This window comes from Mesorhizobium sp. M0276 (assembly GCF_040321755.1).
Lineage (GTDB): Bacteria > Pseudomonadota > Alphaproteobacteria > Rhizobiales > Rhizobiaceae > Mesorhizobium.
Map to the genome: position 1 here is coordinate 70938 of NZ_JAMYSC010000026.1, position 25832 is coordinate 96769.

General features: G+C 61.3%; 21 protein-coding genes and 1 pseudogene. 12 read left to right on the forward strand and 10 right to left on the reverse strand.

What is annotated here, in order from left to right; translation table 11 throughout:
* Positions 1–340: 340 nt before the first annotated feature.
* Complete coding sequence (locus NKJ01_RS20930; protein WP_352730607.1) at positions 341–1468, forward strand: LacI family DNA-binding transcriptional regulator; 1128 nt, start codon at positions 341–343, stop codon at positions 1466–1468.
* Here NKJ01_RS20930 and NKJ01_RS20935 read toward each other — a convergent pair.
* Positions 1434–2654, reverse strand: a complete 1221-nt coding sequence (locus tag NKJ01_RS20935; protein WP_352730609.1) for an OpgC family protein — start codon at positions 2652–2654, stop codon at positions 1434–1436. The genes NKJ01_RS20930 and NKJ01_RS20935 overlap by 35 nt on opposite strands.
* 201 nt (positions 2655–2855) lie before the next feature.
* Here NKJ01_RS20935 and NKJ01_RS20940 point away from each other — a divergent pair, with 201 nt between their 5' ends.
* Positions 2856–3524 (forward strand): alpha/beta hydrolase, encoded by a 669-nt coding sequence (locus tag NKJ01_RS20940; protein ID WP_352730611.1) that lies wholly within the window; start codon positions 2856–2858, stop codon positions 3522–3524.
* Between the two features lie 26 nt (positions 3525–3550).
* On the opposite strand, the gene sthA is transcribed toward NKJ01_RS20940, so the two are convergent.
* Positions 3551–4939 carry a Si-specific NAD(P)(+) transhydrogenase gene (gene sthA, locus NKJ01_RS20945; protein WP_352730641.1) on the reverse strand — a complete coding sequence of 463 codons (1389 nt, stop codon included), beginning with the start codon at positions 4937–4939 and terminating at the stop codon, positions 3551–3553.
* Positions 4940–5142: 203 nt separating this feature from the next.
* Here sthA and NKJ01_RS20950 point away from each other — a divergent pair, with 203 nt between their 5' ends.
* The 3 genes from NKJ01_RS20950 to NKJ01_RS20960 all read left to right on the forward strand — a co-directional run bounded on the left by NKJ01_RS20950 (position 5143) and on the right by NKJ01_RS20960 (position 7543).
* Positions 5143–5613 (forward strand): RDD family protein, encoded by a 471-nt coding sequence (locus NKJ01_RS20950; RefSeq protein WP_352730612.1) that lies wholly within the window; start codon positions 5143–5145, stop codon positions 5611–5613.
* A 140-nt stretch (positions 5614–5753) separates the two neighbouring features.
* Positions 5754–6518 carry an arginyltransferase gene (locus tag NKJ01_RS20955; RefSeq protein ID WP_352730614.1) on the forward strand — a complete coding sequence of 255 codons (765 nt, stop codon included), beginning with the start codon at positions 5754–5756 and terminating at the stop codon, positions 6516–6518.
* Positions 6519–6646: 128 nt separating this feature from the next.
* On the forward strand, positions 6647–7543 hold the full coding sequence (locus NKJ01_RS20960) for a DMT family transporter (protein WP_352730615.1): 897 nt from the start codon (positions 6647–6649) through the stop codon (positions 7541–7543).
* A gap of 19 nt (positions 7544–7562) precedes the next feature.
* On the opposite strand, the gene NKJ01_RS20965 is transcribed toward NKJ01_RS20960, so the two are convergent.
* Together NKJ01_RS20965 and parC are read right to left on the reverse strand one after the other, a co-directional pair.
* On the reverse strand, positions 7563–8780 hold the full coding sequence (locus NKJ01_RS20965) for an AI-2E family transporter (RefSeq protein WP_352605192.1): 1218 nt from the start codon (positions 8778–8780) through the stop codon (positions 7563–7565).
* Between the two features lie 253 nt (positions 8781–9033).
* A complete protein-coding gene (parC, locus tag NKJ01_RS20970; RefSeq protein WP_352730617.1) occupies positions 9034–11286 on the reverse strand; it encodes a DNA topoisomerase IV subunit A in 2253 nt (750 codons plus the stop codon).
* Positions 11287–11612: 326 nt separating this feature from the next.
* On the opposite strand from parC, the gene NKJ01_RS20975 reads away from it, so the two are divergent.
* Positions 11613–12803 carry an aq_1923 C-terminal domain gene (locus NKJ01_RS20975; protein WP_352730619.1) on the forward strand — a complete coding sequence of 397 codons (1191 nt, stop codon included), beginning with the start codon at positions 11613–11615 and terminating at the stop codon, positions 12801–12803.
* Between the two features lie 110 nt (positions 12804–12913).
* On the opposite strand, the gene aspS is transcribed toward NKJ01_RS20975, so the two are convergent.
* Positions 12914–14704 (reverse strand): aspartate--tRNA ligase, encoded by a 1791-nt coding sequence (aspS, locus tag NKJ01_RS20980; protein WP_352730642.1) that lies wholly within the window; start codon positions 14702–14704, stop codon positions 12914–12916.
* Positions 14705–14919: 215 nt separating this feature from the next.
* Between aspS and NKJ01_RS20985 the strand changes: the two genes are divergently transcribed.
* From NKJ01_RS20985 to rnd, 3 genes are all read left to right on the forward strand, one after another.
* On the forward strand, positions 14920–15339 hold the full coding sequence (locus NKJ01_RS20985) for a hemin receptor (protein WP_352608365.1): 420 nt from the start codon (positions 14920–14922) through the stop codon (positions 15337–15339).
* 113 nt (positions 15340–15452) lie between these two features.
* Positions 15453–16697, forward strand: a complete 1245-nt coding sequence (locus NKJ01_RS20990) for an MFS transporter (RefSeq protein ID WP_352485765.1) — start codon at positions 15453–15455, stop codon at positions 16695–16697.
* A gap of 75 nt (positions 16698–16772) precedes the next feature.
* Positions 16773–17924: a ribonuclease D gene (gene rnd, locus NKJ01_RS20995; RefSeq protein WP_352608367.1), complete on the forward strand. Its 1152-nt coding sequence runs from the start codon at positions 16773–16775 to the stop codon at positions 17922–17924.
* Between the two features lie 45 nt (positions 17925–17969).
* Here rnd and NKJ01_RS21000 read toward each other — a convergent pair.
* The 4 genes and pseudogenes from NKJ01_RS21000 to NKJ01_RS21015 all read right to left on the reverse strand — a co-directional run bounded on the left by NKJ01_RS21000 (position 17970) and on the right by NKJ01_RS21015 (position 21775).
* Positions 17970–18389 (reverse strand): annotated as a pseudogene (locus tag NKJ01_RS21000) (MAPEG family protein).
* 25 nt (positions 18390–18414) lie between these two features.
* The gene (locus NKJ01_RS21005; RefSeq protein ID WP_352730622.1) at positions 18415–19038 is read right to left on the reverse strand and encodes a hypothetical protein; all 624 of its coding nucleotides are present in this window, start codon (positions 19036–19038) and stop codon (positions 18415–18417) included.
* On the reverse strand, positions 18989–20491 hold the full coding sequence (gene guaB, locus NKJ01_RS21010; RefSeq protein ID WP_023762205.1) for an IMP dehydrogenase: 1503 nt from the start codon (positions 20489–20491) through the stop codon (positions 18989–18991). The genes NKJ01_RS21005 and guaB overlap by 50 nt, the downstream gene beginning before the upstream one ends.
* 651 nt (positions 20492–21142) lie before the next feature.
* A complete protein-coding gene (locus tag NKJ01_RS21015) occupies positions 21143–21775 on the reverse strand; it encodes a hypothetical protein (protein WP_352730625.1) in 633 nt (210 codons plus the stop codon).
* Between the two features lie 621 nt (positions 21776–22396).
* On the opposite strand from NKJ01_RS21015, the gene NKJ01_RS21020 reads away from it, so the two are divergent.
* The 3 genes from NKJ01_RS21020 (at position 22397) to NKJ01_RS21030 (ending at position 24714) form a co-directional block, all read left to right on the forward strand.
* Positions 22397–22645 carry a hypothetical protein gene (locus NKJ01_RS21020; protein ID WP_352730627.1) on the forward strand — a complete coding sequence of 83 codons (249 nt, stop codon included), beginning with the start codon at positions 22397–22399 and terminating at the stop codon, positions 22643–22645.
* Positions 22646–22658: 13 nt separating this feature from the next.
* Positions 22659–22892 carry a hypothetical protein gene (locus tag NKJ01_RS21025; RefSeq protein ID WP_352730629.1) on the forward strand — a complete coding sequence of 78 codons (234 nt, stop codon included), beginning with the start codon at positions 22659–22661 and terminating at the stop codon, positions 22890–22892.
* Positions 22893–23292: 400 nt separating this feature from the next.
* Positions 23293–24714, forward strand: a complete 1422-nt coding sequence (locus tag NKJ01_RS21030; protein ID WP_352730631.1) for an MFS transporter — start codon at positions 23293–23295, stop codon at positions 24712–24714.
* A 6-nt stretch (positions 24715–24720) separates the two neighbouring features.
* On the opposite strand, the gene NKJ01_RS21035 is transcribed toward NKJ01_RS21030, so the two are convergent.
* Positions 24721–25467, reverse strand: coding sequence for an RlmE family RNA methyltransferase (locus NKJ01_RS21035; protein WP_352730633.1), 747 nt, complete (start codon positions 25465–25467; stop codon positions 24721–24723).
* Positions 25468–25832 lie beyond the last annotated feature (365 nt).

Consider the following 25832-nt stretch of genomic DNA (forward strand, 5'->3'; position numbering starts at 1 on the left):
CAACGCTTGAATCGATCCAATCGGTCGCCACGAAAATGTAGCGCCGATCAGCTCCGCTTGCGCTCCACAAGGAACCGCAACTCGCGAACCCATGGGCTGGAGGTGGCACGGCGCCTCCGCCTCGCTGCGTCTGACGAGACGCTCCAGTCGTTGCGGTAGATGTCTTCGAATAGAAAATTGACGGGATGCAGGACACACCTTCCTACTTGAATCGATCCAATCAACAGCAGCATCATTCATTGGATCGATTCAAACATACACTTCGTCTGGCCTGCCATCAAGCCAAAATTTGAACCGATCCAACGAAAGTGTTAGATGGGATGAATTCAGGGAGACGGAGATGGCGCCATTGACCTCTGCAAAGACAAGACCGGTGCGGCTGGCAGACATTGCAAAGGCGGCCGGCGTGTCGCACGGCACCGCCTCCAATGTGTTCGCCCGCCCGGAGATCGTGCGCGAGGAGGTTCGCGATCGGGTCAAGGCGGCAGCCGAGGCAATGGGATATGGCGGACCTGACCCCAAGGGTCGGCTGCTGCGCGCCGGCAAGGTGAACGCCATCGGCGTCGCCACCGCGGAACCGTTGTCCTATTTCTTCGAAGACCCTTTCGCCCGGGTGATGATGGCCAGCATCTCGCAGGCCTGTGACGCGACCGGTGCGGGGATCTCGCTGGTCTCGGCCGCCAACAGCGAACAGCTTGCCTGGAACATCCAGAGTGCGCTTGTCGATGGCTTTATCGTCTTCTGCGTCGAGGGCGGTTCAAAGCTGGTCGAACTGGCGCGCGACCGCAAACTCCCCTTTGTCGCACTCGATCTCGATTCAGACGACGACGAGGCGGTCGCGGCGATCGGCGTGGACAATATCGCCGGGGCAAGCCTGGCGGCGCGCCATCTGACCGAGCTCGGGCATCGTCGCTTTGCCGTGCTTGCCCTGCCATACGCCGATTCCGGCTTCGGTCCGACCACGCAGGAGCAGATGGAGAAGGCTCTCTATTCCGGCACGCGCGACCGCCTGCGTGGCTACTTCGCGGAACTCTCGCGCGTCGACATCGACGTCTCGCGCGTGCCGATCTACGAGACGGAAAATAACGAGGAGAGCGTTTGGGCGGGCCTCGATCATATTTTCGCCGCCGCCGAGACACCGACTGCCATCCTGGCCATGTCGGACAGGATAGCGCTCCATGCGCTGGACTGGCTACGGCAGCATGACATGACTGTACCGGGCGATGTTTCGATCGTCGGCTTCGACGGCGTCCCGGAAGGAGCGGTTTCCAAGCCGCCCCTGACCACAATCGTCCAGCCCATCGCCGAGATGGGCCGCCTTGCCGTCAAGGCGATCCTTGAAAATGACGGCTCGTTCAGCCGGCAATTGCTGCCGGTCGACCTCGTGGTGCGGGCCTCATCCGCCCCTCACCCGCCTGACGCCTCAACGCCCATCACCGGCCCATTCTTGCCGCCATCGACATACTGAAGGACGGATGGAGGGGCGGTGCCACGTTGCGTGCCGGCCTGCTTTTGCCGGACCAGCCAAGGCCCGAAATCCATTCGAGATAATAGGCGAGCGCGAACTGCATGGCGATGCCGGCTGATATCAGCAGGCAGTCATAGGCAAATCCGCCGGGATTGATCAGCTTGAGCACCTGCGCTGCCATTGCAAGCACCGTGCCGGCAATGAAAACCGGCAGCGATCGTTTGCCCAATATGGCAAGCGGATGATCGCGGCCGGTGCGGAAAATGTTCGAAACGGCCGGGAATGCAACGATCAAATAGCTCACTGCCAAAATATGCAGCAATCTCGGAAGTGAAAGAAAGGTCTTGTCGAAGCCGGTCAACACCGGAGGTAGGCCAAGCCAGGAGATATGGCCCCAGAGCGGGCTGTGCACCCAGACCAGCGCCATGAAAATGTAAGCCAAGGCAGCGCCAACCAGCCAGCGATTGACCGGGATGGCGCCACCGCGACGCACATGCAGCGTGCCTGCCAGGCCGATGTTGAAAAGAAACTGCCACGACAGCGGGTTGAGGAACCAGAAGCCAGGCTCCGGATAGTTCGCCGGAGCGATCTGGTAAATCCCCGCGACCAGCCACAGCGCGCCGGATGCGACCAGCGCTAAGACCGGCCGATAGCTGACGCAGAGCAGGAAGACCGGCGCCAGCAAGAGCAGCACCGCATACACTGGCAGGATGTTGTTGTAGCCGAGCTGGTGGCCGAGCATGACGATGCCGATCAGCACTTGCGGCGCATTCTTGATCAACGGCTCGATATTGATCATCGTCAAAAGCTCCGGTCGCCTGGCGAACACCGCCGCCGCGCAGAAGATCGCCATCACCACCATGGTGGTGACGATGTGGGCGGTATAGAGCACACCGGCGCGGCGCCACATCTTCAACGTCGCCAGCAGCCGGTTTCCAGGCTGGAACTTCTTGCCATAGGCGAGCGCGACCGCCATGCCGGAGATCAGAACGAAGACCTCAGCCGCATCCGAAAAGCCGAAATTCTTATAGGTAAGGTACTCGAAAGCGGTACCCGGCACGTGATCGACAAAGATGGTCAGCAGCGCGAGAGCGCGGAACACATCGATACGCGTGTCGCGGTCCGAGACACGCATATCGCGGTCTGGGACACGCGCGTCGCGGTCTGGGGAAATTGGGGTGGTCATCGACAAAAAGGCCTCAAAGCTGGTTGTTCATTCCGGCAATGCGACCCCCGGCGCACCGCATCGATTCCTCCCGAGGAATGTTATCGGCGAGGAAACGGACTGTAATGCGCCCGGTTCAATCAACTTTCGCGGAACTTGAAAATATTACGTTTTGAAGCCGGCAAACTGACCGAAGTCATCATGAAATCAAAAGGATGAGGCATGACTGAAGAGACCTCACAAGATGGTGCGTTACGGCGTGATCTCGCCTTCCTCTATCGCCTTTACTGCCCGGTGGATTCAACTGGCGACTGCTTCTTCCTGCTGCATGGGTCGGGCGTCGACGAGACGACATTAGTACCGCTGGCACGAGAGATAGCGCCGCATGCCATGCTGATCGCGGTGCGCGGTCGCATTTTCCAGGAGGATGGTTTCCGCTGGTTCTCGCGCATCACGCCGACGCGCTTCGAACAGCCGAGCATCCGAACCGAAACGGATGCCTTTGCGGGCTTCGTCACCGACGTGGCCGCGCTCCACAATCTCGACCTCTCCCGCACGAATTTCCTCGGCTATTCGAACGGCGCCAATCTGGTCTCGAGCCTGATGCTGCTGCATCCCGGCCTAGTCGAACGTGCCGCGCTGCTGCGGCCGATGCCGGTGATCGACGACGTGCCGGCGACGGATCTGTCAAGGGTGCGGGTGCTGATCATCGCCGGCGCCGCGGATCTCACCTACGCGCCCTTCGCGCCGGCGCTCGTGACGCTGCTCAGCCAACACAGCGCAGAGATCGATGCCCGGATTGTTCCAGCGGGTCATGAATTCGGCAGCGCCGACGCGGCTATAGTCAGGCAATGGCTGTCGGGATCGGCGGCGGTGGCGCAGGCAGGCTGACGGGCTCACCAGCATGACCAGCCTGCCTACCCTCGTCCCATCCGGTTCCAGGCATCCAGCCCGGCGATCTTGTAGGCTTCGGCGAGCGTCGGATAGTTGAAGGTGTTGTTGACGAAGAAGTCGACTGTGCCGGCGAGATTGATCACCGCCTGGCCGATGTGGATGAGCTCGGTGGCGCCCTCGCCGACGATATGCGCGCCGAGCAGGCGGCGCGTTTCGATCGAAAACAACAGTTTCAGGAAGCCGGTGTTGACGCCCATGATGTGGCCGCGCGAGGTCTCACGAAAACGCGCCACGCCGACCTCGTAGGCCGCACCGCTCTCGCGCACCTGTTCCTCGGACTGGCCGACGGTCGAAATTTCCGGCACCGCATAGATGCCGTAGGGGAAGGTTTCCGGCGGCGGCGGCAAGGGCACGCCGAAAGCATGGCAGGCCGCCACCCTGCCCTGCTCCATGGAAGTCGAGGCCAGGCTCGGAAAACCGATGACGTCGCCTGCGGCATAGATGTTGGGCACGCTGGTCTGGAAGGATTGCGGATCGACCTTGATACGTCCTCTGGAGTCGGCCTCGATGCCGACGATATCCAGGCCAAGGCTGCCGACATTGCCGGTGCGGCCGGCGGCGTAGAGCACGACCTCGGAACGGATGGTGCGGCCATCGGCCAGTTCGACCTCGGCAGCATCCGGCTTGGAGCGGATTTCCTTGACCGCGCTGCCAAGCCGGATGGTCATGCCACGATCTCGCATCTGGTGGATGAAATCGTCGACGATCTCGCGGTCGACGAAATCGAGTATGGAGTTGCGCGGCTCGACCAAGGTCACCGGCACGTCGAGCGCGGAAAAGATCGTCGCATATTCGACCCCGATGACCCCGGCGCCGATCACCGTCAGCGTGCGCGGCAAACGATCCAGCTCCAGCATCTCGTCGCTGTCGAAGACGCGCGTCTTGTCGAAAGGCACCTCGCGTGGCCGATGCGGCCTTGTGCCAACCGCGATCAGTGCATTGGCAAAACCGACCTCACTGTAATCGCCGGTGTCGGTAGTCAGGCTGACCCTGTTGGGGCCGAGAAATTTTACCGCGGCGCGGGCGCTCTTGACCGTGTTGCGCATGAACTGGTGCTGCAGCACCTCGACCTCGTGGTCGAGCGTCTTATGCAGGCGCTCGACCAGATCGCCGACCGAGATATCCTGCTTGACCCTGTAGCCGCGCCCGTAAAAACCACGCTCGCGCCAGCCGGACAGGTTGAGCACCGTTTCACGCAGCGTTTTCGACGGAATGGTGCCGGTATGCACGGAGACACCGCCCAGGCGCCGGCCGCGGTCGACCACCAGAACCGATTTGCCGAGCTTGGCCGACTGCACCGCGGCGCGGCGGCCGGAAGGGCCGCTGCCGATGACCAGCATGTCGTAGTCCATATTGCCCCGACCCTCGAGCGCTTTGTTGCGCCCCAGCAAGCTAATGCCATCCGCACCGCAAATTCAACCAATTCAGATTGCATCTGACGCCGTATGAGCTTGCGCGCCGCAAAAAGCCCGATCTTGATTCCGCTACAGGTCTTCACCATTTCACTACTGAGCGGCCCGCACCCTATGCCGGGTCCCTGTCACGAGGAAATGACATGAACGCGCGCGTTCTCGATGGCGAAATTATCACCAGCAGGCTCGACGATGTCAGGGCCTTTGATGGCGTGCGCACGCGGCGCATCCTGGCCTTCGTGATCGACTATGTCATCGTCGCGCTGCTCACCATTCCGTTTGCCATCCTGGTGTTCTTCCTCGGGCTTTTGACCCTCGGGCTTGGCTGGATGCTGTTTGGCGTCCTGGTGCCGGCCGTCGCCATCCTCTACATCTGGAACACGCTTGGCAGCGCCGATCAGGCCACTACGGGCATGAAGCTGATGGGTATCCGTCTCGACCGGCTCGACGGCAGGCCGATCGACGGCCTCACCGCGGTCGTCCATTCGGTGCTGTTCTGGGCTGGCAACGTCATCCTGTCGCCGCTGGTACTGCTGGTGACGCTGTTTTCCGACCGCAAGCGAACCTTGCACGATCTTTTGCTTGGCACTGTCGTCAGTCGTACCGACCGCTGAAACGGCCCTCTGAAGAGCAGTCGCAACCGATAAAGCGCAAATGTGAAGGCGTCGAGTCAGCCACGCCCTCACAATCCTGTTGAATTTTTCGCCGTCCGCGCCAAAGGTAGAGTGATTCGAAGGAGTGTTTCCAAGGCTCGATGACGCAGCATCCGACCCAGTCGCCGCAGTTCTTTCTGACCGCGCCATCGCCGTGCCCCTATCTCGATGGCCAGTTCGAGCGCAAGGTGTTCACGCACCTGGTCGGCGACAAGGCCGCCGAGATGAACGACCTGTTGACGCAAGGCGGCTTCCGGCGCTCGCAGAACATCGCCTACAGGCCGGCATGCGAGACCTGCCGCGCCTGTGTCTCGGTACGCATCCTCGCCCAGGAATTCGTCGCCAGCCGCAACATGAAGCGCGTGCTGCAGCACAATTCCGACCTTGTCGGCCACATGCACAATGCCGAGCCCTCGACCGAACAATATTCCCTGTTCCGCAGCTACCTCGATGCCCGCCACCGCCGTGGCGGCATGTCCGACATGACCGTGCTCGACTACGCCATGATGGTCGAGGACACCCATGTCGACACCAAGGTGATCGAGTACCGCCGTCGCGGGCCCGATACCTTCATCACCGGCAAGGGCCAGGGCGAGCTGATCGCGGTGGCGCTTACCGACAAGATGGCCGATGGCCTGTCGATGGTCTATTCGTACTTCAATCCCGATTTCGAGGAGCGATCGCTCGGCACGTTCATGATCCTCGATCACATCGCCCGCGCCAGGGCGATGGGCCTGCCCCATGTCTACCTCGGCTACTGGGTCAACGGCTCGCGCAAGATGAATTATAAGATGCGCTTCATGCCGCAGGAGCATCTCGGCCCCAAAGGCTGGGAGCGCTACACCAACGAAGCGGTTTCACGCTGAGTTTTTCCACGATCCGCGCTTAACACTGTTTCAAGGCAGGAGATGCTGGTCGTTCAGCCGGTTGGCTGGAGAGAGTGCGCCATAGCACCGGCGGCCGCCAGCCTGCTCTTCATTGCGAAAGTTCCTGCATGTCCTCTCACCGTGATCACCAGAAGGGTCTTCTGATAACCGCCATCGGCGGGCTGGCGCTGACTGCCGACATACCGTTGATCCGCCTCGCCGACGGTGGAGCATGGACGATCATGCTGCTGCGCACCGGCACTACATTCGTCGCGGCGATGGTGATCTGGTCGGTCTGGCGCGCCCTGAACCGGAACGCCCCACCACTTATCCCCGGCTGGTCCGGCCTGATCGTGGCGATCTGCTATGGGCTGACCGGGATCACCTTCGTCACCGCCGTCTATACGACCTCGACCGCCGATCTGGTGTTTATCCTGGCCTTCAACACCGTATTCGCGGGGTTACTGTCCTGGATATTCCTGCGAGAGAGGCCGCGGCTGGTGACGATAGCCGCGATGTTGATCATGATCCTCGGCGTGCTGGTCATCGTCGGCGGTTCCGTCGGCACCGGAAAGTTGTTCGGCGATTTCATGGCGCTGTGCTCGGCCTTCTTCATCGCCGTGGCCATCACCATCTCGCGCGGCAGCGGCAAGGACATGGGATTCACCTCGCTCGTCGGCGTCCTTCTGCCGCTTGGGCTGGCAGCCTTCATGGTGACAGGCGAAGGCTTCCATGTGAACGCGCCGTGGTGGATCATCTTCAATGGCGCCGTGATCATGCCGATCTCGTTCTTCTGCCTTGCCGCCGGGCCGAAATACATTTCGGGGCCGGAAGTGGCGATGTTCTACCTGCTCGAAACGGTGCTGGCGCCGGTCTGGGTGTGGATGATCTTTGCCGAGACACCGACCCGCAACAGCCTGATTGGTGGTGCGATCCTGATCGTGACGCTGATCGCACATTCGGCCTGGCACCTGCATGACGGGCGCAAGCGCCGTAGCGACTTTGCGGTGCATCATCCGGTGTAGGGCAAGCCGGCTTCCGAGATCAGGCGCTGGCCTTCTTCTTGGCCAGGTCGGGTTCCGGCAGGGCCTCGATTTGCGGGCCGGCTTCAATTTCGGCCGGCGAACCAAGTGCGATTTCGTCGGCCAGTTCCACCTCACGCAGCCATTCGCGCCAAATTGCGACCAACAGGGCCATCAACACGGGGCCGATGAACAGGCCTAGGAACCCCATGGTCTTGACGCCGCCGATCAGGCCGAAGAACGTCGGCAGGAAAGGCAATTTTATCGGCCCGCCGACCAGCTTCGGGCGCAGTGTCTTGTCGACGATGAACAGCTCGACCGCGCCCCATAGAAACAGCGCCAGCCCGGCCATCGGCGATCCGCTGGCGGCGAGATAGATCGAGACCAGGGTGAAGGACAGTGGCGCACCGCCGGGGATCAGCGCCATGACGCCGGTCAGGGCGCCGAGCGTTACCGGCGACGGCACGCCGGCCAGCCAATAGGCAATACCCAATACCAGCCCCTCGCCGATGGCGATGACGGTCATGCCGGTCACGGTCGAAGAGATCGTCGCCGGCACGACGCGCGAAATCCGCTCCCACCTCGTCGGCAGGATACGTTCGCCGAGGCGGTCGACCTGGCCGGCAAAGTGTTCGCCGTCGCGATAGGCGAAGAATAGCGCAATCATCATGAACAACAGCGTCAGGAGCAGGCCGAACGCACTGCCGCCGGCGGCCAGCACGCCGCGATAGATGCTACCGATGTTGGCGCCGCTGACCAGCTGGATCAGTTCACCAATGCCGCCGGGATGGCCAAAATTCGTCGTCCATTGCTCGTTCAGCCACTCGCCCACGACAGGCATGGTGGCGATCCAGTGCGGCGTCACCGCACCGTGCCGGTTGGTCTCGATGGCCCAGGCCACCCACTCGCGGACCTCGTTGATCGCATAGGTCCCGGCGAAGGCGATCGGTATCACCAGGAAGGCGAGGATGAAGAGGATGGCAAAGGTTGCGGCGATGGTGCGGTTACCGCCGACTGCGACAAGCAGGCGGCGGTAGAGCGGCCAGCTGGCGAAAGCGATGACGAGCGCCGCCAGCACCGGAAACAGGAAGCCATGAAAGAAATAAACGCCGGCGGCGACGATCAGCACCAGCAGCCAGCGCGCCGCCGACAGTGGCGGAATGACGGCGGCCCGCAGCGGCGTCGACAGGCCGAACAAGCGCTGCTGCCGTTCCGGTTTCTGGATTTTTGCTTCCTTCAAACGCCTGCCTCTTTCAAACACCCTTCCCGCTTATGCACTGACATAGTGCAGCAATCGTGACGATAGTCCAAATGGTTGGGATCTCCCCCCTCGAGGGGGAGATGTCGCCAAAGGCGACAGAGGGGGTCGGGACGACCTGACGCCGGCCCTGTTGCAGACAGAAGAGGAGGCTGGCGCTTTGTGCGCGGCGACCCCCTCTGGCCTGCCGGCCATCTCCCCCTCAAGGGGGGAGATTAGCTATGGGGGAGATTAGCTATCCAAATTTCCCCGTCCTCGGGAAGCCCTTCGGCACCATGCGTCCGGCCGAGGCGCGGGCGCCGATCCATTCGGCCAGTTCCTCGCGCGACCGGGTGAAGGTGCGGTCGGCTGAATCCTGCCAGGTGAGACCGCTCTCCAGCGCGAACGGCTTGAGGTCGAGAAGGCCGCCGTCCTTGTATTTCTGCAGCCGCACGCCCTTGCCGCGGCCCATCTCCGGAATCTCGGAGAGCGCGAACACCAGCATCTTGCGATTCTCGCCGACGATGGCGAGATGATCACCCGTCACCGGAATGCAGCGCTTGGCTTCGTCCGGCGCCTTGACGTTCATCACCTGCTTGCCCTTGCGGGTGTTGGCGACCACTTCCTCCTCAGGCACGATGAACCCGTTGGCATCATGCGAGGCCAACAGCAGCTTGCGCTTCGGATCGTGAACGAAGGCGGTGACGATGTCCTGATCATTGTCCATGTCGACGATGATGCGGATCGGTTCGCCATGGCCGCGGCCACCTGGCAGCCGGTCGGCGCCGATGGTGTAGAATTTGCCGCCGGTCGTGAAGACCAGCACCTTGTCGGTGGTCTGGGCATGGAAGGCGAGCTTGAGGCTGTCGCCTTCCTTGAAAGTAAGCGTCGAGAGATCGGCCAGATGCCCCTTCATTGCCCGCAGCCAGCCCTTTTCCGAAACGACCACGGTGACCGGCTCGCGCTCGATCATGGCATGGGCAATGTCGGTCAGATCGTGCTCGGGCGCGTCGGCGAACTGGGTGCGGCGCTTGCCGAGCTCGGTCTCCGGACCGAACTTGTCGCGGATGTTGGTGACCTCCCACTTGATCGTCGCCCACTGCTTCTCGTTCGAAGCAAGCAGCGCCTCGATCTGCTTCTTCTCGGCGCTCAGGCCGTCGAATTCCTTGCGGATCTCGAATTCTTCCAGCTTGCGCAGAGCGCGCAGCCGCATGTTGAGGATTGCTTCGGCCTGCGTGTCGGTGAGCGACCAGCGGGCCATCATCACCTGCTTTGGCTCATCCGCCTCGCGGATGATCCTGATCACCTCGTCGATGTTGAGATAGGCGATCAGATAGCCGGCAAGAATCTCAAGACGCCGTTCGATTTCATCGAGCCGATGTTTCGATCGGCGGATCAAAACCTCGCGGCGATGCTCGAGCCACTCCTGCAGCACGCCCTTCAGCGACAGCACGTTGGGCACCTTGCCGCGCGACAGGACGTTCATGTTGAGCGGGAAGCGGCTTTCGAGCTCGGTCAGCTTGAACAGCGATTCCATCAGGATGCCGGGATCGACCGAGCGGCTCTTCGGCACCAGCACGACCCGGATGTCCTCGGCGCTCTCGTCCCTGATATCCTCAAGCAGAGGCAGCTTGCGCGCCATCAGCAGCTCGGCGATCTTCTCGATCAGCCGGGCCTTCTGTACGCCGTAAGGGATTTCGGTGACCACGATGCTCCAGGTGCCCCTGCCCTGATCTTCCTGGATCCATTTCGAGCGCACGCGAAACCCACCTCGACCGGTCTCATAGGCTTCGAGGATAGAGGCGCGGCTGTCGACGATGATGCCGCCGGTCGGGAAATCCGGCCCCTGGACGAAATCCATCAGCTTGGCCACCGGCGCGTCGCGATGCTCGATCAGGTGAAGTGCCGCATCGCAAAGCTCGGCCGCGTTGTGGGGCGGGATCGATGTCGCCATGCCCACCGCGATGCCGGACGAGCCGTTGGCCAGCAGGTTCGGGAAAGCGCCGGGCAAAACCACCGGCTCTTCGTCTTCTTCATTGTAGGTCGGCCGATAGTCGACGGCGTCCTCGGTGATGCCGGACAACAGTTCGGTCGCCACATCGGTCATGCGCGCTTCGGTGTAGCGCATGGCGGCGGCGTTATCGCCGTCGATGTTGCCGAAATTGCCTTGTCCGTCGACCAGGGGATAGCGCATCGAAAAATCCTGCGCCAACCGCACCAGCGCGTCATAGATCGATTGGTCGCCATGCGGGTGGAACTTGCCCATCACCTCGCCGACGATGCGGGCGCATTTGGCAAATCCCTGGTCCGGATTGAGCCGCAGCAGGCGCATGGCGTGCATGATGCGGCGATGGACCGGCTTCAGTCCGTCGCGCACGTCGGGCAGCGCCCGGTGCATGATGGTCGACAGCGCATAGGCAAGATAGCGCTCTTCCAGCGCCTTCTTCAGATCGACCGGCTCGATATGATCGCCACCGCCATTTTCAGGCGGCAAAAGCCTTTTTCCCATGGGCTGGGACTAGCCGAGCGGGTGATTCGCGGCAAGAGGCAGGCAGCTATGCCGGACCTTCTGCAACATGAAACCGTGCGCCAAGGGATATCGACCAACATCAGCCTGTTACATGCGGGTTCTAAGGCCAAGCGCGATGATATCGCCCACCGGCTCTTCATGATAAATTAGCCGGTTCGCACGTAGACGTTGGGATCGGGTTTGCCTTTCACCGTGATTTTTGACCATTGTGCCGGGACACGCCTTTTTCCCGTCCAGTTCGTCACGGAATGGTGATGGCGCAAAGAATTGAAAAACAATTTCAGGACACTCTCAGGGACCTTGCGATGACAATCAAACGCTCAACTCTCCAGAAATTTGCCTTTTCGAGCTTTTTGCTCACGTTGCCGCTGAACGCCGCCCTTGCACAGGACGCGGCAGTCGCCGACCGGCTGAAGGCAGCCCTTGCTGCCCAGGGCGTCGACATTTCCTGGACCGGCGTGACCGGTGACAACGCCAGCATGGTGCTGCAGGGCGTTGCCGTCAAACCGGCGGCGGAAAAGGAAGCCCTCACCATCGGCGACGTCAAACTCGAAGGCATCACCGAGGCCAATGGCGGCTATGACATCGCCACCGTATCGACGGCGGCCTTCGAACACAGCAAGGACGGCGTCACCCTCGATCTCAGCCCGTTCGTCATCCACGACATGACCGTTCCGGCCGACGGCGCGACCAGCCCCTTGGGCTCGCTGATGATGTACAAGTCTGCCGAACTCTCGAACATGACCGTCAAGGTCGCCGACAAGACCGCCTTCTCGATGGACGGACTGGCCATCGAGATCACTCCGCCGGCGGACGGCAAGGCGATGGAATTCAGCGCCACCACGGAAAAGTTCAACGCCGACCTGACGCTGGTCGACGATCCCAAGTCCAAGGAAGTCATCAACGCGCTCGGCTACCAGAACATCGCGGGCAATCTTGAGATGGCCGGCACCTGGCAGCCCTCGGACGGCAAGATGGAACTGTCGAAATATGACATCTCCGTCGAGAATGCCGGCACGTTCGGAATGACCTTCGATCTCGGCGGCTACACGATGGATTTCATCAAGTCGCTGCAGGAAATGCAGAAGAAAATGGCGGCACAACCTGAAGGCGCCGACAATTCGGCGCAGGGCATGGCGATGCTCGGCCTGTTGCAGCAGCTTTCGTTCAACGGCGCCTCGATCCGCTTCGACGACGATTCGCTGACCAACAAGGTGCTGGACTATGTCGGCAAGCAGCAAGGCATGTCCGGCAAGGACATTGCCAACCAGGCCAAGGCGATCGTGCCGTTCGGCATGGCTCAGCTCAACAACCCGGAACTGACGGCACAGGTCACGGCCGCGGTCGGCAAATATCTCGACGATCCGAAGAGCATCGAGATCTCGGCAGAGCCACCGGCATCGGTGCCGTTCGCGCTGATCATGGCGGGCGCCATGTCAAACCCGCTCGACCTGCCGAAGACGCTCGGCGTCACCGTCAAGGCCAACGAAGACTGATCGAAACGACCTCAAGACGAGAAAAGCCCGGCAGCGATGCCGGGCTTTTTATTGGGATTAGCGAACCAAACGAATTCGGGTGGTTTTTTAAAGCAGAGCCCGAAGCGCGATCAGGCGTCCTTCTTGGGCACAGCCACGCGCAGCGCCAGTTCGCGAAGCTGCTGTTGGCTCGCTTCCGAAGGCGCGCTCATCAACAAATCATAAGCCTGCTGGTTCATCGGGAACATGGTCACTTCGCGCAGATTCTTCGCCCCGACCAGCAACATGACGACGCGGTCGATACCGGCAGCCATGCCGCCGTGCGGCGGCGCGCCATATTGGAAAGCGCGGTAGAGGCCGCCAAAGCGCTCCTCGACCGTAGCGCGATCCAGCCCGACCGTCTCGAACGCCTTGACCATGGTTTCGGGCAGATGGTTGCGGATACCTCCGCTAGCGATCTCGAAACCGTTGCAGACCATGTCATACTGGAACGCCTTGATGCCGAGCAGATCCTCGCCATTCAGAGCATCGATGCCGCCTTGCGGCATCGAGAACGGATTGTGAGCGAAGTCGATCTTCTTCTCTTCCTCGTTCCACTCGAAGAACGGGAAGTCGACGATCCAGCACAGTTCGAAGCGCTCGCGGTCGACAAGGTTCAGCTCCTCGCCGGCGCGCGTGCGCGCCGCACCTGCAAAGGAGAGGAACTTCTTCGGATCGCCGGCGACGAAGAAGGCGGCATCGCCTTCGGCAAGGCCGAGTTGAAGGCGGATCGCCTCGGTGCGCTCCTCGCCGATGTTCTTGGCGAGCGGGCCGGCGCCTTCGAGCTTGTCGCCCTCCTTGCGCCAGAAGATATAGCCCAACCCCGGCTGGCCCTCGCCCTGCGCCCAGGAGTTCATGCGGTCGCAGAAGGCGCGGCTGCCGCCGGTCTTGGCCGGAATGCCCCACACCTCGGCCTTCGGATCGTTGGCCAGGATGTTGGCAAACACCTTGAAGCCGGAATCGCGAAAATGGTCGGAGACGGCTTGCATCTCGATCGGGTTGCGCAGATCCGGCTTGTCGGTGCCGTATTTGCGCATGGCGACATCGTAAGGGATGCGCTGGAAGTTCTGCGTCACCGGCTTGCCATTGGCGAAGGTCTCGAAGACCTCGCGCATGACCGGCTCCATGGTCGACAGCACGTCGTCCTGCTCGACGAAGCTCATTTCGAGGTCGAGCTGGTAGAATTCGCCGGGCAGACGGTCGGCGCGCGGATCCTCGTCGCGGAAGCAGGGCGCGATCTGGAAGTAGCGGTCGAAGCCCGACACCATGATCAGCTGCTTGTATTGCTGCGGCGCCTGCGGCAGCGCGTAGAAGGTGCCGGGATGGATGCGCGACGGCACCAGGAAATCGCGCGCGCCTTCCGGCGACGAGGCGGTGAGGATCGGAGTCGAGAATTCGGTGAAACCAACCTCGCCCATGCGCCTGCGCATTTCGGCGATGATTTTCGTCCGCGCAATGATGTTCTTGTGCAGCGTCTCGCGGCGCAGGTCGAGGAAACGGTATTTCAGCCGGATATCCTCGGGGTAGTCAGGCTCGCCGAACACCGGCAGCGGCAATTCCTTGGCCGCCGACAGCACTTCGATCTCGCGGGCGAAAATCTCGATCTCCCCGGTCGGCAGGTTGGCATTGGTTGTCTCGGGCAAGCGCGCCTTGACCTCGCCGTCAACGCGGATGACCCACTCGCCACGCACGGTCTCGGCAACCTTGAAGGCCGGCGAATCGGGATCGGCGACGATCTGGGTCAGACCATAATTGTCGCGCAGGTCGATGAACAGCAAGCCGCCATGATCGCGCACGCGATGCACCCAGCCCGACAGGCGAACGGTCGAGCCGACGTCGCTCTTCCTCAACTGGGCACAGGTATGGCTGCGGTAACGGTGCATTGTCATTGGTACAGTCCGGGGTGCTGGGTTGCGGCCGACGGGCCGGCTCGAAAATTTGCGCGAAAAGCGCATGAGAGGCCGCCTTTGTCAAGGCAAGCGGCTTTGGTTGCCTGTTGGTTCGACCTTGAGGGATCCAAGTCTCTGCCGGTCTTCATGCATTGCCGTCAGAAGCATTTCTTGCAACGATGCAGCCATCACGATTTGGGAGATGCTTTGTGCCGAAACGCTCTTCGCAAAAGGGCATCGGGCCACATAATGGCCGCGAGTTGGAACTGATGCTGCGGGGCGACAAGCCGATGGCGTTGTTCGCGGCAGAACCAGGCGTGGACGCCGAAGATATTGGTGAAGCGCATTTCAAGCAGTTTGTCGACGAAGGCCGAATTCTGAAGTTCTCCCAGGTTGATCCCAAAACGTCCGTGGAAGAACGCAGCTACTGCCTGCCGACAGAGGAGTGGCGCTGCAAGCTCAGCCTGCTGATCGCTCGCATGTGCCGCAGCGGAGAAGCCTTTGACGTCTTCACATCGAATGATCTGGCGAGACTGGAGGGCGCTCTCCTTGGCTATTCAAAGGAGAGTGTTGAAGCGTTCGTTGCACATGCAGCGTCGCTGAAGCTGCAGAATTCCAGCACGGATTGAACGGCCTACCCATTCCCGACCCAGGCCGAATTCGAACTATGCCACCAGGATTGCCGCTGGCAATAACTAAGGCGATAGTTCAAGAAGGGTCACCGACACGTGATCACCCCTTCATGTCCTCCATCCGTCCGCTGATCCCGCTCCTGCTCGCCGCCGGCATTCTGCTTGGCGGCAATGGGCTGCAGAGCACGCTCATCGCGCTGCGCGGCGCGCAGGAAGGTTTTTCCGCCTCCGTCATCGGCCTGATGGGCACGTTCTATTTCGCCGGTTTCCTGCTCGGCTGCCTGGCCATCACCCGCATCATGAAGGCCGTCGGCCATATCAGGGCATTTGCGGCACTGGCGGCAATCGCCTCGGTCGGCACCCTTTTGCTGGTGCTGGTTCTCAATCCGGTAATGTGGTGCGCGGTACGCTTTGCCGGCGGTTTCTGTTTCGCCGGGCTGTTCACGATCGTCGAAAGCTGGCTGAATTCCGGCGTCAGCAATCGCGACCGCGCGCGTGTGCTGGCGATCTACCGGATGGTCGATATCGGCTCGGTGACCGGCGCCCAGTTCCTGATCCCGATCTTCGGCGCCGGCGGTTTCGCCATCTTCGCCATCATGTCGATGATGATCACGTTCTCGGTTGTGCCGGTCTCGCTCGGCGACCGCTCCAACCCGACGCCGCCCGAGGACGTCAAGCTTGACCTGGCGCGTGTCTGGCGGATTTCGCCGTTGGGCTGCTTCGGCTGCATCGCCGTTGGCGTCACCAACAGCGCCTTTCGCACGTTGTCGCCGGTCTATGCCGAGCAGATCGGCATGTCGGTCGCCGACGTCGTCACCTTCGTCAGCGTCGGCATTTTCGGCGGCGCCATCATCCAGTATCCGCTGGGTTACCTCTCCGACCGCTGGGACCGGCGCCGGGTGCTTTTGATGACGACCTGCTGCGCGATGCTTTCAGCATTGGCGCTGGCGTTCATCGCCGGCAGCAATCCGGCGCTCAACTTCGTCCTCGTCTTCATCTTCGGCTGTTTCGCCATGCCACTCTATTCGCTGTCAGCCGCGCACTCCAACGACCGCGCCGATACCGGCGAATTCGTGCTGATCAACGCGGCGCTGATGCTGTTCTATTCCTTCGGCGCCATTGGTGGGCCGTTCGCCGCCTCAGCCGTGATGCAATATTTCGGACCGAGCGCGCTGTTTGTGTTCAGCGCCGTGGTCTATGCGATCTTCATTGCTGTTATTCTCTATCGGATGCAGGCCCGTTCCGGCGTGCCGGCAGGCAGGCGCCGCCGTTTCACCGCGCTGTTGCGCACCTCGACGGTATTCGCACGGCTGGCCAGAAGAAACAGCGATTCCGACGGGCCGGCTGGCTCGTGAAGATGGCGCCAAAGCTTGACGAAAGCCCCGCCGGCTGAAATCTAGGAAAACCTTACTCCTGCCAAAAGCGATTTGATGCACGTCATCACCACCCAGAAAGAACTCGAGACCGCTCTCGCCGCTTTCGAAAAGTCGGCGTTCGTCACCGTCGACACCGAATTCATCCGGGAAACGACCTTCTGGCCGATCCTGTGCCTGATCCAGATGGCCGCACCCGGCGTGACGGCGCTGATCGATCCGCTGTCGCCCGATATCGATCTGAAGCCGTTCTTCAAGCTGATGGCCAACGAGGCGGTGGTCAAAGTCTTCCACGCCGCGCGGCAGGACATCGAAATCATCGTCCATCTCGGCGACTTGGTTCCGCACCCGGTGTTCGACACGCAAGTCGCGGCGATGGTCTGCGGCTTTGGCGACAGCGTTTCCTACGACCAGCTGGTGCAGCGGATCACCGGTGCGCGGCTCGACAAGTCGTCGCGCTTCACCGACTGGCGTCACAGGCCGCTTTCCGACAAGCAGCTCGACTATGCGCTGGCCGACGTAACCCATCTGATCGAGGTCTATCAGCACCTCAGCGCCGAGCTGGAGCGGGAGAACCGTGCCCATTGGCTCAACGAGGAAATGGATGTCCTGACCTCGCGCGAGACCTATGATCCGCATCCCGAGGACGCTTGGAAGCGGTTGAAGATGCGGCTGCGCAAACCGCAGGAACTGGCGATCGTGCAGGCCGTGGCCGCGTGGCGCGAGCGCGAGGCCCGCGAACGCGACGTGCCGCGCGGCCGCGTGCTCAAGGACGATGCGATCTACGAGGTGGCGCAGCAGGCGCCGCGCGACGCGACAGGCCTTGGCAAGCTGCGCACCACGCCGAAGGGTTGGGAACGCTCCTCGACGGCCACGGCGCTGCTGGGCGCGGTCAATACTGCCCTTGCCTTGCCCAAGGAGCAGATGCCGAAACTGCCGAAGAGTTTTCAGCCGCCGGAGGGTTCGAACGCTGCCGCGGAACTGTTGAAGGTGCTGCTGCGGATCGTCGCCGAAAGGGAAGGCGTCGCCTCGAAAGTGCTGGCCTCAAGCGACGACATCGATCGCATCGCAGCCGAAGGCGAGGATGCCGACGTACCGGCCCTGCAGGGCTGGCGGCGCGCAGTGTTCGGCGAGGCAGCGCTCAAGCTGGTGCGCGGCGAGATCGGCATCAAGTTCGACAAGCGCAAGATTGCACTGTTTGATCTTTAGCTTCAGCCTCGTCCTCCCCCTGTGGGAGAAAGGCAGTTGCCCGGCTCAAACCATTCCGAGCAGGTGCGCCGCAAACCAGATCCATCCCAGCAAAAGGACCACCGCGCCGAACGAGAAAGAGCGGCTGCGCAGCAGCAGATGGTTGCTGGTCAGGTGAATCTAGGCATGGAAATACCGCGACGCGACAAAAATCCACATCAGCGCCAGAGTCAGATAGTTTACGCCGTTGGTCAGGTGCAGCATCAGGCACAGCACATAAAACAGCACCGGCAGCTCGAACTGATTGATGAGATTGGCGGCAACGGCAGAGCTGGAACTCGGCTCGGTCGAGCGCACCTTGTACTGGTCGGGCTTGGCCTCGCCTGACCTGACCGCGCCATATCTGCGACGACCCAGGACGACATAGACGATGTAGATCAGCAGCACATGCGCCAGAACAGGCCAGAAGATCGTGGTCTGGTTCATGAAGTGCCCCCTGCCCCGTCTGGCATCAAGGTTGGTGTCTCTGACCTGTCAGCCAGAAGGCGGCAATGACAATCACCGGAATGGCGAAAAGCGCGAATTTGGTGACGATAAGCGCAGAGGCGAAAGACAGCGAGTCCGGGTTAGCCGACAAGAAATCCGACAGCAGCCGCGCCACCGCGATGTTCTGGGCGTAGTCGGCAAGCGTGTAGGGCAGTACCAGAACCAGCGCGACGATCGATTGCAGCTGTCCCGGCAGCACGCGGAAATGCTTCAATCGCCGGCCCGTGGCCAGGATCAGGCTGATCAGCGTCACCGACAGCAGCGCCGGGAACAGGAGATCGAAGGTCAGATAGTGCCAGACGAGAATGATCTCGCCGCCGCGCCGGCCGAGCGCCGTCAGCCAGGCCATGCCTTCGTCGGGCGTGAAGCCCCAAACGCGCATGTCGAGTGACGACAAGCCGCCGCTCAACCGCCGGAAGTAGAAGAATTCCATCGCCGTCATGGCGATGAAAACCGCCGCCGACAGGAAACACAGTGCGGCCGCATGGCGCGACAGCCGCAGGATCGATGCGGTCAGGTTTCGTCCAATCCCGTACTGGTCAGGCTCCGCCCGGATAGTTCGGGCTTTCGCGGGTGATCGTGACGTCATGGGCGTGGCTTTCACGAAGTCCGGCGTTGGATATACGCACAAAAGTGGCGCGTTCGCGGAAATCGGCAAGATCGCGACCACCAACATAACCCATAGCGGCTTTCAAGCCGCCTGCAAGCTGGTGCAGCACGCCAGACACAGGTCCTTTGTAGGGAACCTGCCCTTCGATGCCTTCCGGGACCAGTTTCAGCGTGTCGCGCACCTCAGCCTGGAAGTAGCGATCGGCGGAACCGCGGGCCATGGCGCCGACCGAGCCCATGCCGCGATACGCCTTGAAGGAGCGGCCCTGGTGCAGATAGACCTCACCGGGGCTTTCGTCGGTTCCGGCCAGCAGCGAACCGATCATGGCGGCACTTGCACCGGCGGCGAGCGCCTTGGCGAGATCGCCGGAGTACTTGATGCCGCCATCGGCGATCACCGAGACACCTGATTTGTGCGCCGTTTCGACTGCCGACATGATCGCCGAAAGCTGCGGCACGCCGACGCCGGCAACGATGCGCGTGGTGCAGATGGAGCCCGGACCGATGCCGACCTTGACGGCGTCTGCGCCGGCATCGATCAGCGCCTGCGTGCCTTCGGCGGTGGCGACGTTGCCGGCCAGGATGCGGACCGAGTTGGAAAGCTTCTTGGCGCGCGTGACCGCGTCCAGCACGCGCTGCGAGTGGCCATGCGCGGTGTCGATCACCAGAAGATCGACCCCGGCGTCGATGAGACGCTCGGCGCGCTCGAAACCGTCATCGCCGACGCTGGTGGCGGCGGCGGCGCGCAAGCGGCCCTGCACGTCCTTAGTGGCGTGCGGGTTGAGCTGCGACTTCTCGATGTCCTTGACCGTGATCAGCCCGACGCAATTGCCCTGCCTGTCCACCACGACCAGCTTTTCGATCCTGTGCTGATGGAGAAGCCGCTTGGCCTCGTCCTGGTCGACGTTCTCCTTGACGGTGATCAGGTTGTCGCGGGTCATCAGTTCATGGACCTTCTGCGCCGGATCGGACGCAAAGCGAACGTCGCGATTGGTCAGGATGCCGACCAGCCGCCCGACCTTGTGGCCGCCACTGCCGCCATTTTCGACCACTGGAATGCCCGAGATCGAATAGCTGCGCATCAGGCCCAGCGCGTCGGCGAGCGTCGCGTCGGGGCCGATGGTGACGGGATTGACCACCATGCCGGATTCGAACTTCTTGACCTGCCGCACCTGCTCTGCCTGTTCAGCCGGCGAGAAATTGCGATGGATGACGCCAATGCCGCCGGCCTGGGCCATGGCGATGGCAAGCCTCGCCTCGGTGACGGTGTCCATAGCCGCCGATAGGATCGGCACGTTGAGGTCAATGTCGCCGGCGATGCGGGTGCGGACATCGGTCTCGCCAGGCATGACCTCGGAGTGACCGGGCTGCAACAGCACGTCGTCAAAGGTCAGCGCCAGTGCGCCGGTGGACGTTTCGATGATTTTTGCCATGGCCAGTCCTCGGAATACAAAAAAGCGCTTGACCGGAATGGACAGCGCCGACTCGTCTTCTTCCCTTTCAGGATTGGCGCTGGCTCGTAACACGTCCCGGCGCCGATGAAAAGCCGATGATTTCACGCCCCAGGCTCCGAAGTCAGGTTAACAAAAGACCTGACGACAGCCAGTTCAGTGTCGGCAGCTTTTGTGCCGGCAGCTTTTCAGGATAGGAATTTTTTCTTGATTTCGTGCCCTCAGCTATGGTACATATTCCCCTATGGTGCTGATTTGCGCCAGTGACCCGCCGCTCAGGCGGGTTTTTCGTTTAATGCTCCGTCAGCCAACGCGCCGGCAAAGGCTGCGAAGGAACCCGTCAACCCGAGTTCGTTGCCGTGTTTCACGCTCCCGGAAAGCGGCTGGCTGTAACAAAAAAGGGCCGCTCGAAGGCGCCCCTTTTGATATGCCACCCATGTGGCACGCTAAGCTCGACGAGGGTCGTGCTCGCCTTCAACCGCACTTCGGGGATTGGAAATAGGCATTTACGATTCGGTTGCGAAACCATAGCCAAAGCGCCACTAGACGTGTTTGCATTCAACGTGCCAGAATCGAGGCGCCCGGAGCCGTCACTGCCTGCGTTTGTGACGGTCTTAAGTGTACGCGCAGTTTCTATGAATATTTGTAGCCTTCAAAGCGCCAAATATTTTGTAGCCGACGGTGCCAGACAGGAATAATCAAAAGTTTAGCACTGTCCCCATAGACCATTTCCTGAGCCGCGTTCCATGACCCATTTAAGAGGGCCTGGTACGCGGGTTCTTCGTCGGCGCTGTATCGATGCACACAGGCTTCCGCCTGCACTATGGTCTTTTGCCCTTCGCGAAGATCAGAAAGCAATTCAAAATAGCGACGCTTCATAAGCGAGTGCGTGCGCGCTCTGTTTGACAAATCGAACGCCAGATCGGCTGCACCTAGGATCGCTGCAACAGTGCCGAGCGCCAAATTGACGTAAGGAATCTCGCCAAACAACGCTGAGACTGCGCCAGCACCGCTTATGACAACGCCAAACATAAACCAGCGATGAACCGCGTCCAAGAAAGCCTCGCGCGCGCTGTGGTAGCGCGCATTCATGAGGCAACTTAGGGTTATCCCCTCTTCCCCGGTCGGGGGTCCGGATGCGGTGCCGGCGGGTGTCTGACTTCCCCCGGCGACGGTCGGGACGGCACTTGCACCGGGGTCGGCCTCGGTGGCGATGGCGGTGACGGTCGTGGCGTTGGGTTTTGTGGTTCGCGTGCGGCTTCCCATGCGTCGGTCCCCATAGTCTCTCTCCCCTTTTTTAGTTGGGAAACAGAATCTGCCAACGGATCCAAGAGTCAACAGTCTAGTTCGCATAGGGCTAGTCAAAAATTTGGTGGTGAGGAAGATTTGTGGCACGCCTTGCTCCAAGTCTTCCGTGAAGAGACGTGAGAAGGCGGTTCATCGGGGACTTGTTTACATTAGACAGAAAGCACGGCATTCGCGGCACCTCGCGCCAACTCGCCTCCTTGTCCATAAGGAGGCATCGGAACGATAGTTGCAACAATGACTCTTCCCCGCCCAAACCGGTCATTGTAGGTAGCGGATGGGCTTACGTTGGCTATCTGAACAAGACCCAGAAAGTTTGGTCTGTCGGTCCGTTTGTCAACATTGCAAGTTTCAGCGGCTCCCCAGATCGACCCTACCCAATACGCATTGGGGACGTAGTCCGCCCTCGCAAGACGTTGCCCAGGTGATTAGTCGGCAATGCCTCACTATGCAACGTTCGGTCGTTATTTTTGCAATTATCTCCGCAAATTGTCGTTGCAATTGCACATGCAATATATTATTCATCGTTCATCGCAATGAGGCGACGGGACAGGGTGCGGGACAATGACCAATCACGAAGACATGATCGCCAACTACGAGATCCGCTCGTTTGGTGGATTCGAAATCGTCAATATCTATCCGATCCACATGAAGCGCACCGCTAACGACCGCAACGTGCCGAACGGCGACAATAAGACAGCCCTGCGTGGCATGGCCTCGCGCCTCGGTATGTTCCAGGCAGGCCGCCGCGAACTGATTGATGACAGCGGCGCCGAGTTCACGACCCACGCCTATGCCCGCGCGATCCTGAAGCAGTTGAACGCGAAATAAGGAGCGCCCAGTCGTGAAGAATATCAAACAGGTCATGGCCGCAATCGCCGCGCTGCGGGCACAGCTCGACATCCTCGAAATGTCGCTGAGCGCCGACGTGACCGAAGGCCTTGGCCCTGTCGAGGCAGTGCGCAGGTTTCGCGAGGCAAACCCTAACGCAACGACAGCCGAGGCGATCGCGGCGCTCGTACCGCTGGGTTACAATGCGGCGACGATACGAACGCAGATGTCGCGCCAATCTGCCTGAACCCCGACGCTCGCGATCGATGGGCGTCCCTCGGGGCGCCCTTTTCGCTTGCGCATCGACGCAAGGGGGTGAAATGGTGCGGAAGTTCCCGTACTGCGTCAGGGGTTCGAAGGTCATCGCGCATCTGCCTGTCAGTCAGCGCATCGAGAACTCACGGCGGGTTTTTCATTTGCTAGCAGAAATGCAGATGCCGTCGGCCTCGACCTCGCGGCGACATAGCCGATGAAAACCGATCGTTGCATTGCACAACAGCGTTCGAACACACAATCGTGCCACCTATGGTTGCCGGTCGCACAAAAGTGACAGCAAATTAATGCGACATCCCGGCGAAGGCATGATACCCGCCCTCCTGAAGCCGACATGCTAGCGGCGACGCAACATTCACGTCTGGACGCGTTCCTTGAACCGCACCATTCCGCTCATACTGGCGGTCGCTCTTTTCATCGAAAACATGGATTCGACCGTCATCGCGACATCGCTGCCGGCGATCGCAATCGACATCCACACCAGCCCGATTGCGCTCAAGCTGGCGCTGACCGCCTATCTGGTGTCGCTGGCGATCTTCATTCCGATCAGTGGCTGGATGGCCGACCGTTTCGGCGCCAAGAACGTCTTTCGTGCCGCGATCGCGGTCTTCATCGTCGGCTCGATCGCCTGCGCTCTTTCCCGTTCGCTGCCGGCCTTCGTGGTGTCGCGCCTCCTTCAAGGCATCGGCGGCGCCATGATGACGCCGGTCGGGCGGCTGGTGCTGGTGCGCGCGACCCCGAAAAGCGAACTCGTCGCGGCAATGTCCTGGCTGACCGTTCCGGCACTGGTCGGGCCGCTGGTCGGGCCGCCCGTCGGCGGCTTCATCACCACCTACTTCACCTGGCACTGGATCTTTCTGATCAATGTGCCGATCGGCGTGGTCGGTATCTGGCTGGCGACGCGCTTCCTGCCGGAGACCGAACCCGCGCAGACCCCACCGCTTGATTTCATCGGCTTCGTGCTGAGCGGGCTGGCGGCATCCGGCGTGGTGTTCGGCCTGTCGGTGGTCAGCCTGCCCTATCTGCCGCCGATCGTCGGTGTCGTCACCGTGACGGTTGGCCTGCTGTCGGGCGCGCTCTATCTGCTGCATGCGCGCCGTGCCAAAAACCCGCTGCTGGCGCTCGAACTGTTCCGCAACCGGGCGTTCCGCTCCTCGGTACTTGGCGGCGGACTGTTCCGCATAGGCATTGGTGCCGTGCCGTTCCTGCTGCCGCTGATGTTCCAGATCGGCTTTGGGCTGACGCCGTTTCAGTCCGGCATGATCACCTTCGTCTCGGCGATTGGCGCCATCGGCATGAAATTCGTCACCGCACTGATCTTCCGCGTCGCCGGCTTCCGCCGTGTGCTGGTCATCGGTTCGCTGGTCGCCGCGGCCTCGATCGCCATCAACGGCCTGTTCACACCAGACACACCCTATCTGCTGGTGCTGGCCATGCTGCTGGTCGGCGGCTTCATCCGCTCGATGTTCTTCACCGGCGTCAATGCGCTCGCCTATGCCGAGGTTTCGGCTGAAGACACCAGCAAGGCGACGCCGATTGCCGCGGTCTTCCAGCAGCTGTCGATCGCGCTTGGCGTGGCGGTGGCCGGCGGCATCCTGGAAGTGTCAACGAGCCTGAATGGCAGGTCACTGACGCTGGCGAATTTCCACACCGCGTTTTTCGTCGTCGCGGCGATTTCCGCCGCCGCATCGCTATCATTCATGCGGCTGGCGCCCGATGCCGGCAACGCCGTCTCCGGACATGGCCGGTTGACAAGGCCCAAGACGCTGGAAACGGTAAGCCCGCCCGGCACCTGACGCGAGTTACACTTCGGGCTCGCCCTCTGGAGGTTCCGATTCACCTGACGGCGGCTCTCGCCCCTTGAAGTCCTTGGCCAAGAGATAGAGTTCGACCGATTCGTCGCGTGACGCCGGCGGCTTGACGTGATGGACGGAGCGAAAATTCCGCTTGAGCATCGAGAGCAGCTCGTTTTCGGCGCCACCCTGGAAAGTCTTGGCGAGGAAATGCCCACCCGGCTTCAGGACCGACAGAGCGAAATCAGCCGCCACCTCGCACAGATGCATGGTGCGGATATGGTCGGTTCGCTTGTGGCCTGTGGTGGGTGCCGCCATATCGGACAGCACGATATCGGGGTCGCCTCCGAGCGCCTCGGCCAGCTTTTGCGGAGCCAGCGGATCGAGGAAATCCATCAACAGCACCGGTGCGCCGGGCACGGCGTCCATTTCCAGATAGTCGATGCCGATGACATGCGGCTTGTCGGCCGTCGATTTCGTCCGCGCTGCCGCGACCTGGCACCAGCCGCCGGGGGCGGCACCGAGATCGATCACCTTCATGCCGGGCTTCAACAGATGATGCTTGTCGTCGATCTCGATCAGCTTGTAGGCCGCGCGCGATCGATAGCCGTCAGCCTTGGAGCGCTGGACATAGGGATCGTTGATGTGGCGCTGCAGCCAGCGCCGCGACGATTCCTTCAGCCCACTCTTCTTCTTGATCCGCGTCTTCAGCACGCGAATGCTGGCAGATCCTGGTTTTTCCGGTTTCTTGGTCATTGCCTGATTTCTTTTCCGAGCATGATCTCCGAACAAACGGAACGGTTTGTCCGCGACCGGTCGCTACTTTTCGCTAACGCGGTCCTGCGGTTCGGGATCATGATTTCTTGTCTGAGTTTTCTCGCTCGCCAAGTTTTGGCAGTTTTTCGGCGACTGTGCGTTTCGCGGAGGGCTTCCCCCACTCCGTCGCCGCTTCGCGGCGCCACCTCTCCCCCCTCCGGAGGGAGAGGAAGGGAGCCAGCCTGTATAAGTTCGCGCCTTTCCTCTCCCCCGTCGATCGGGGGAGAGGTGGGGAGCGCATGGCGCCCGAGGGGGGGGGGGGGGTTGAACAAAAAAAAGCATAGGGGGTGATTCGGAGGCCCCCC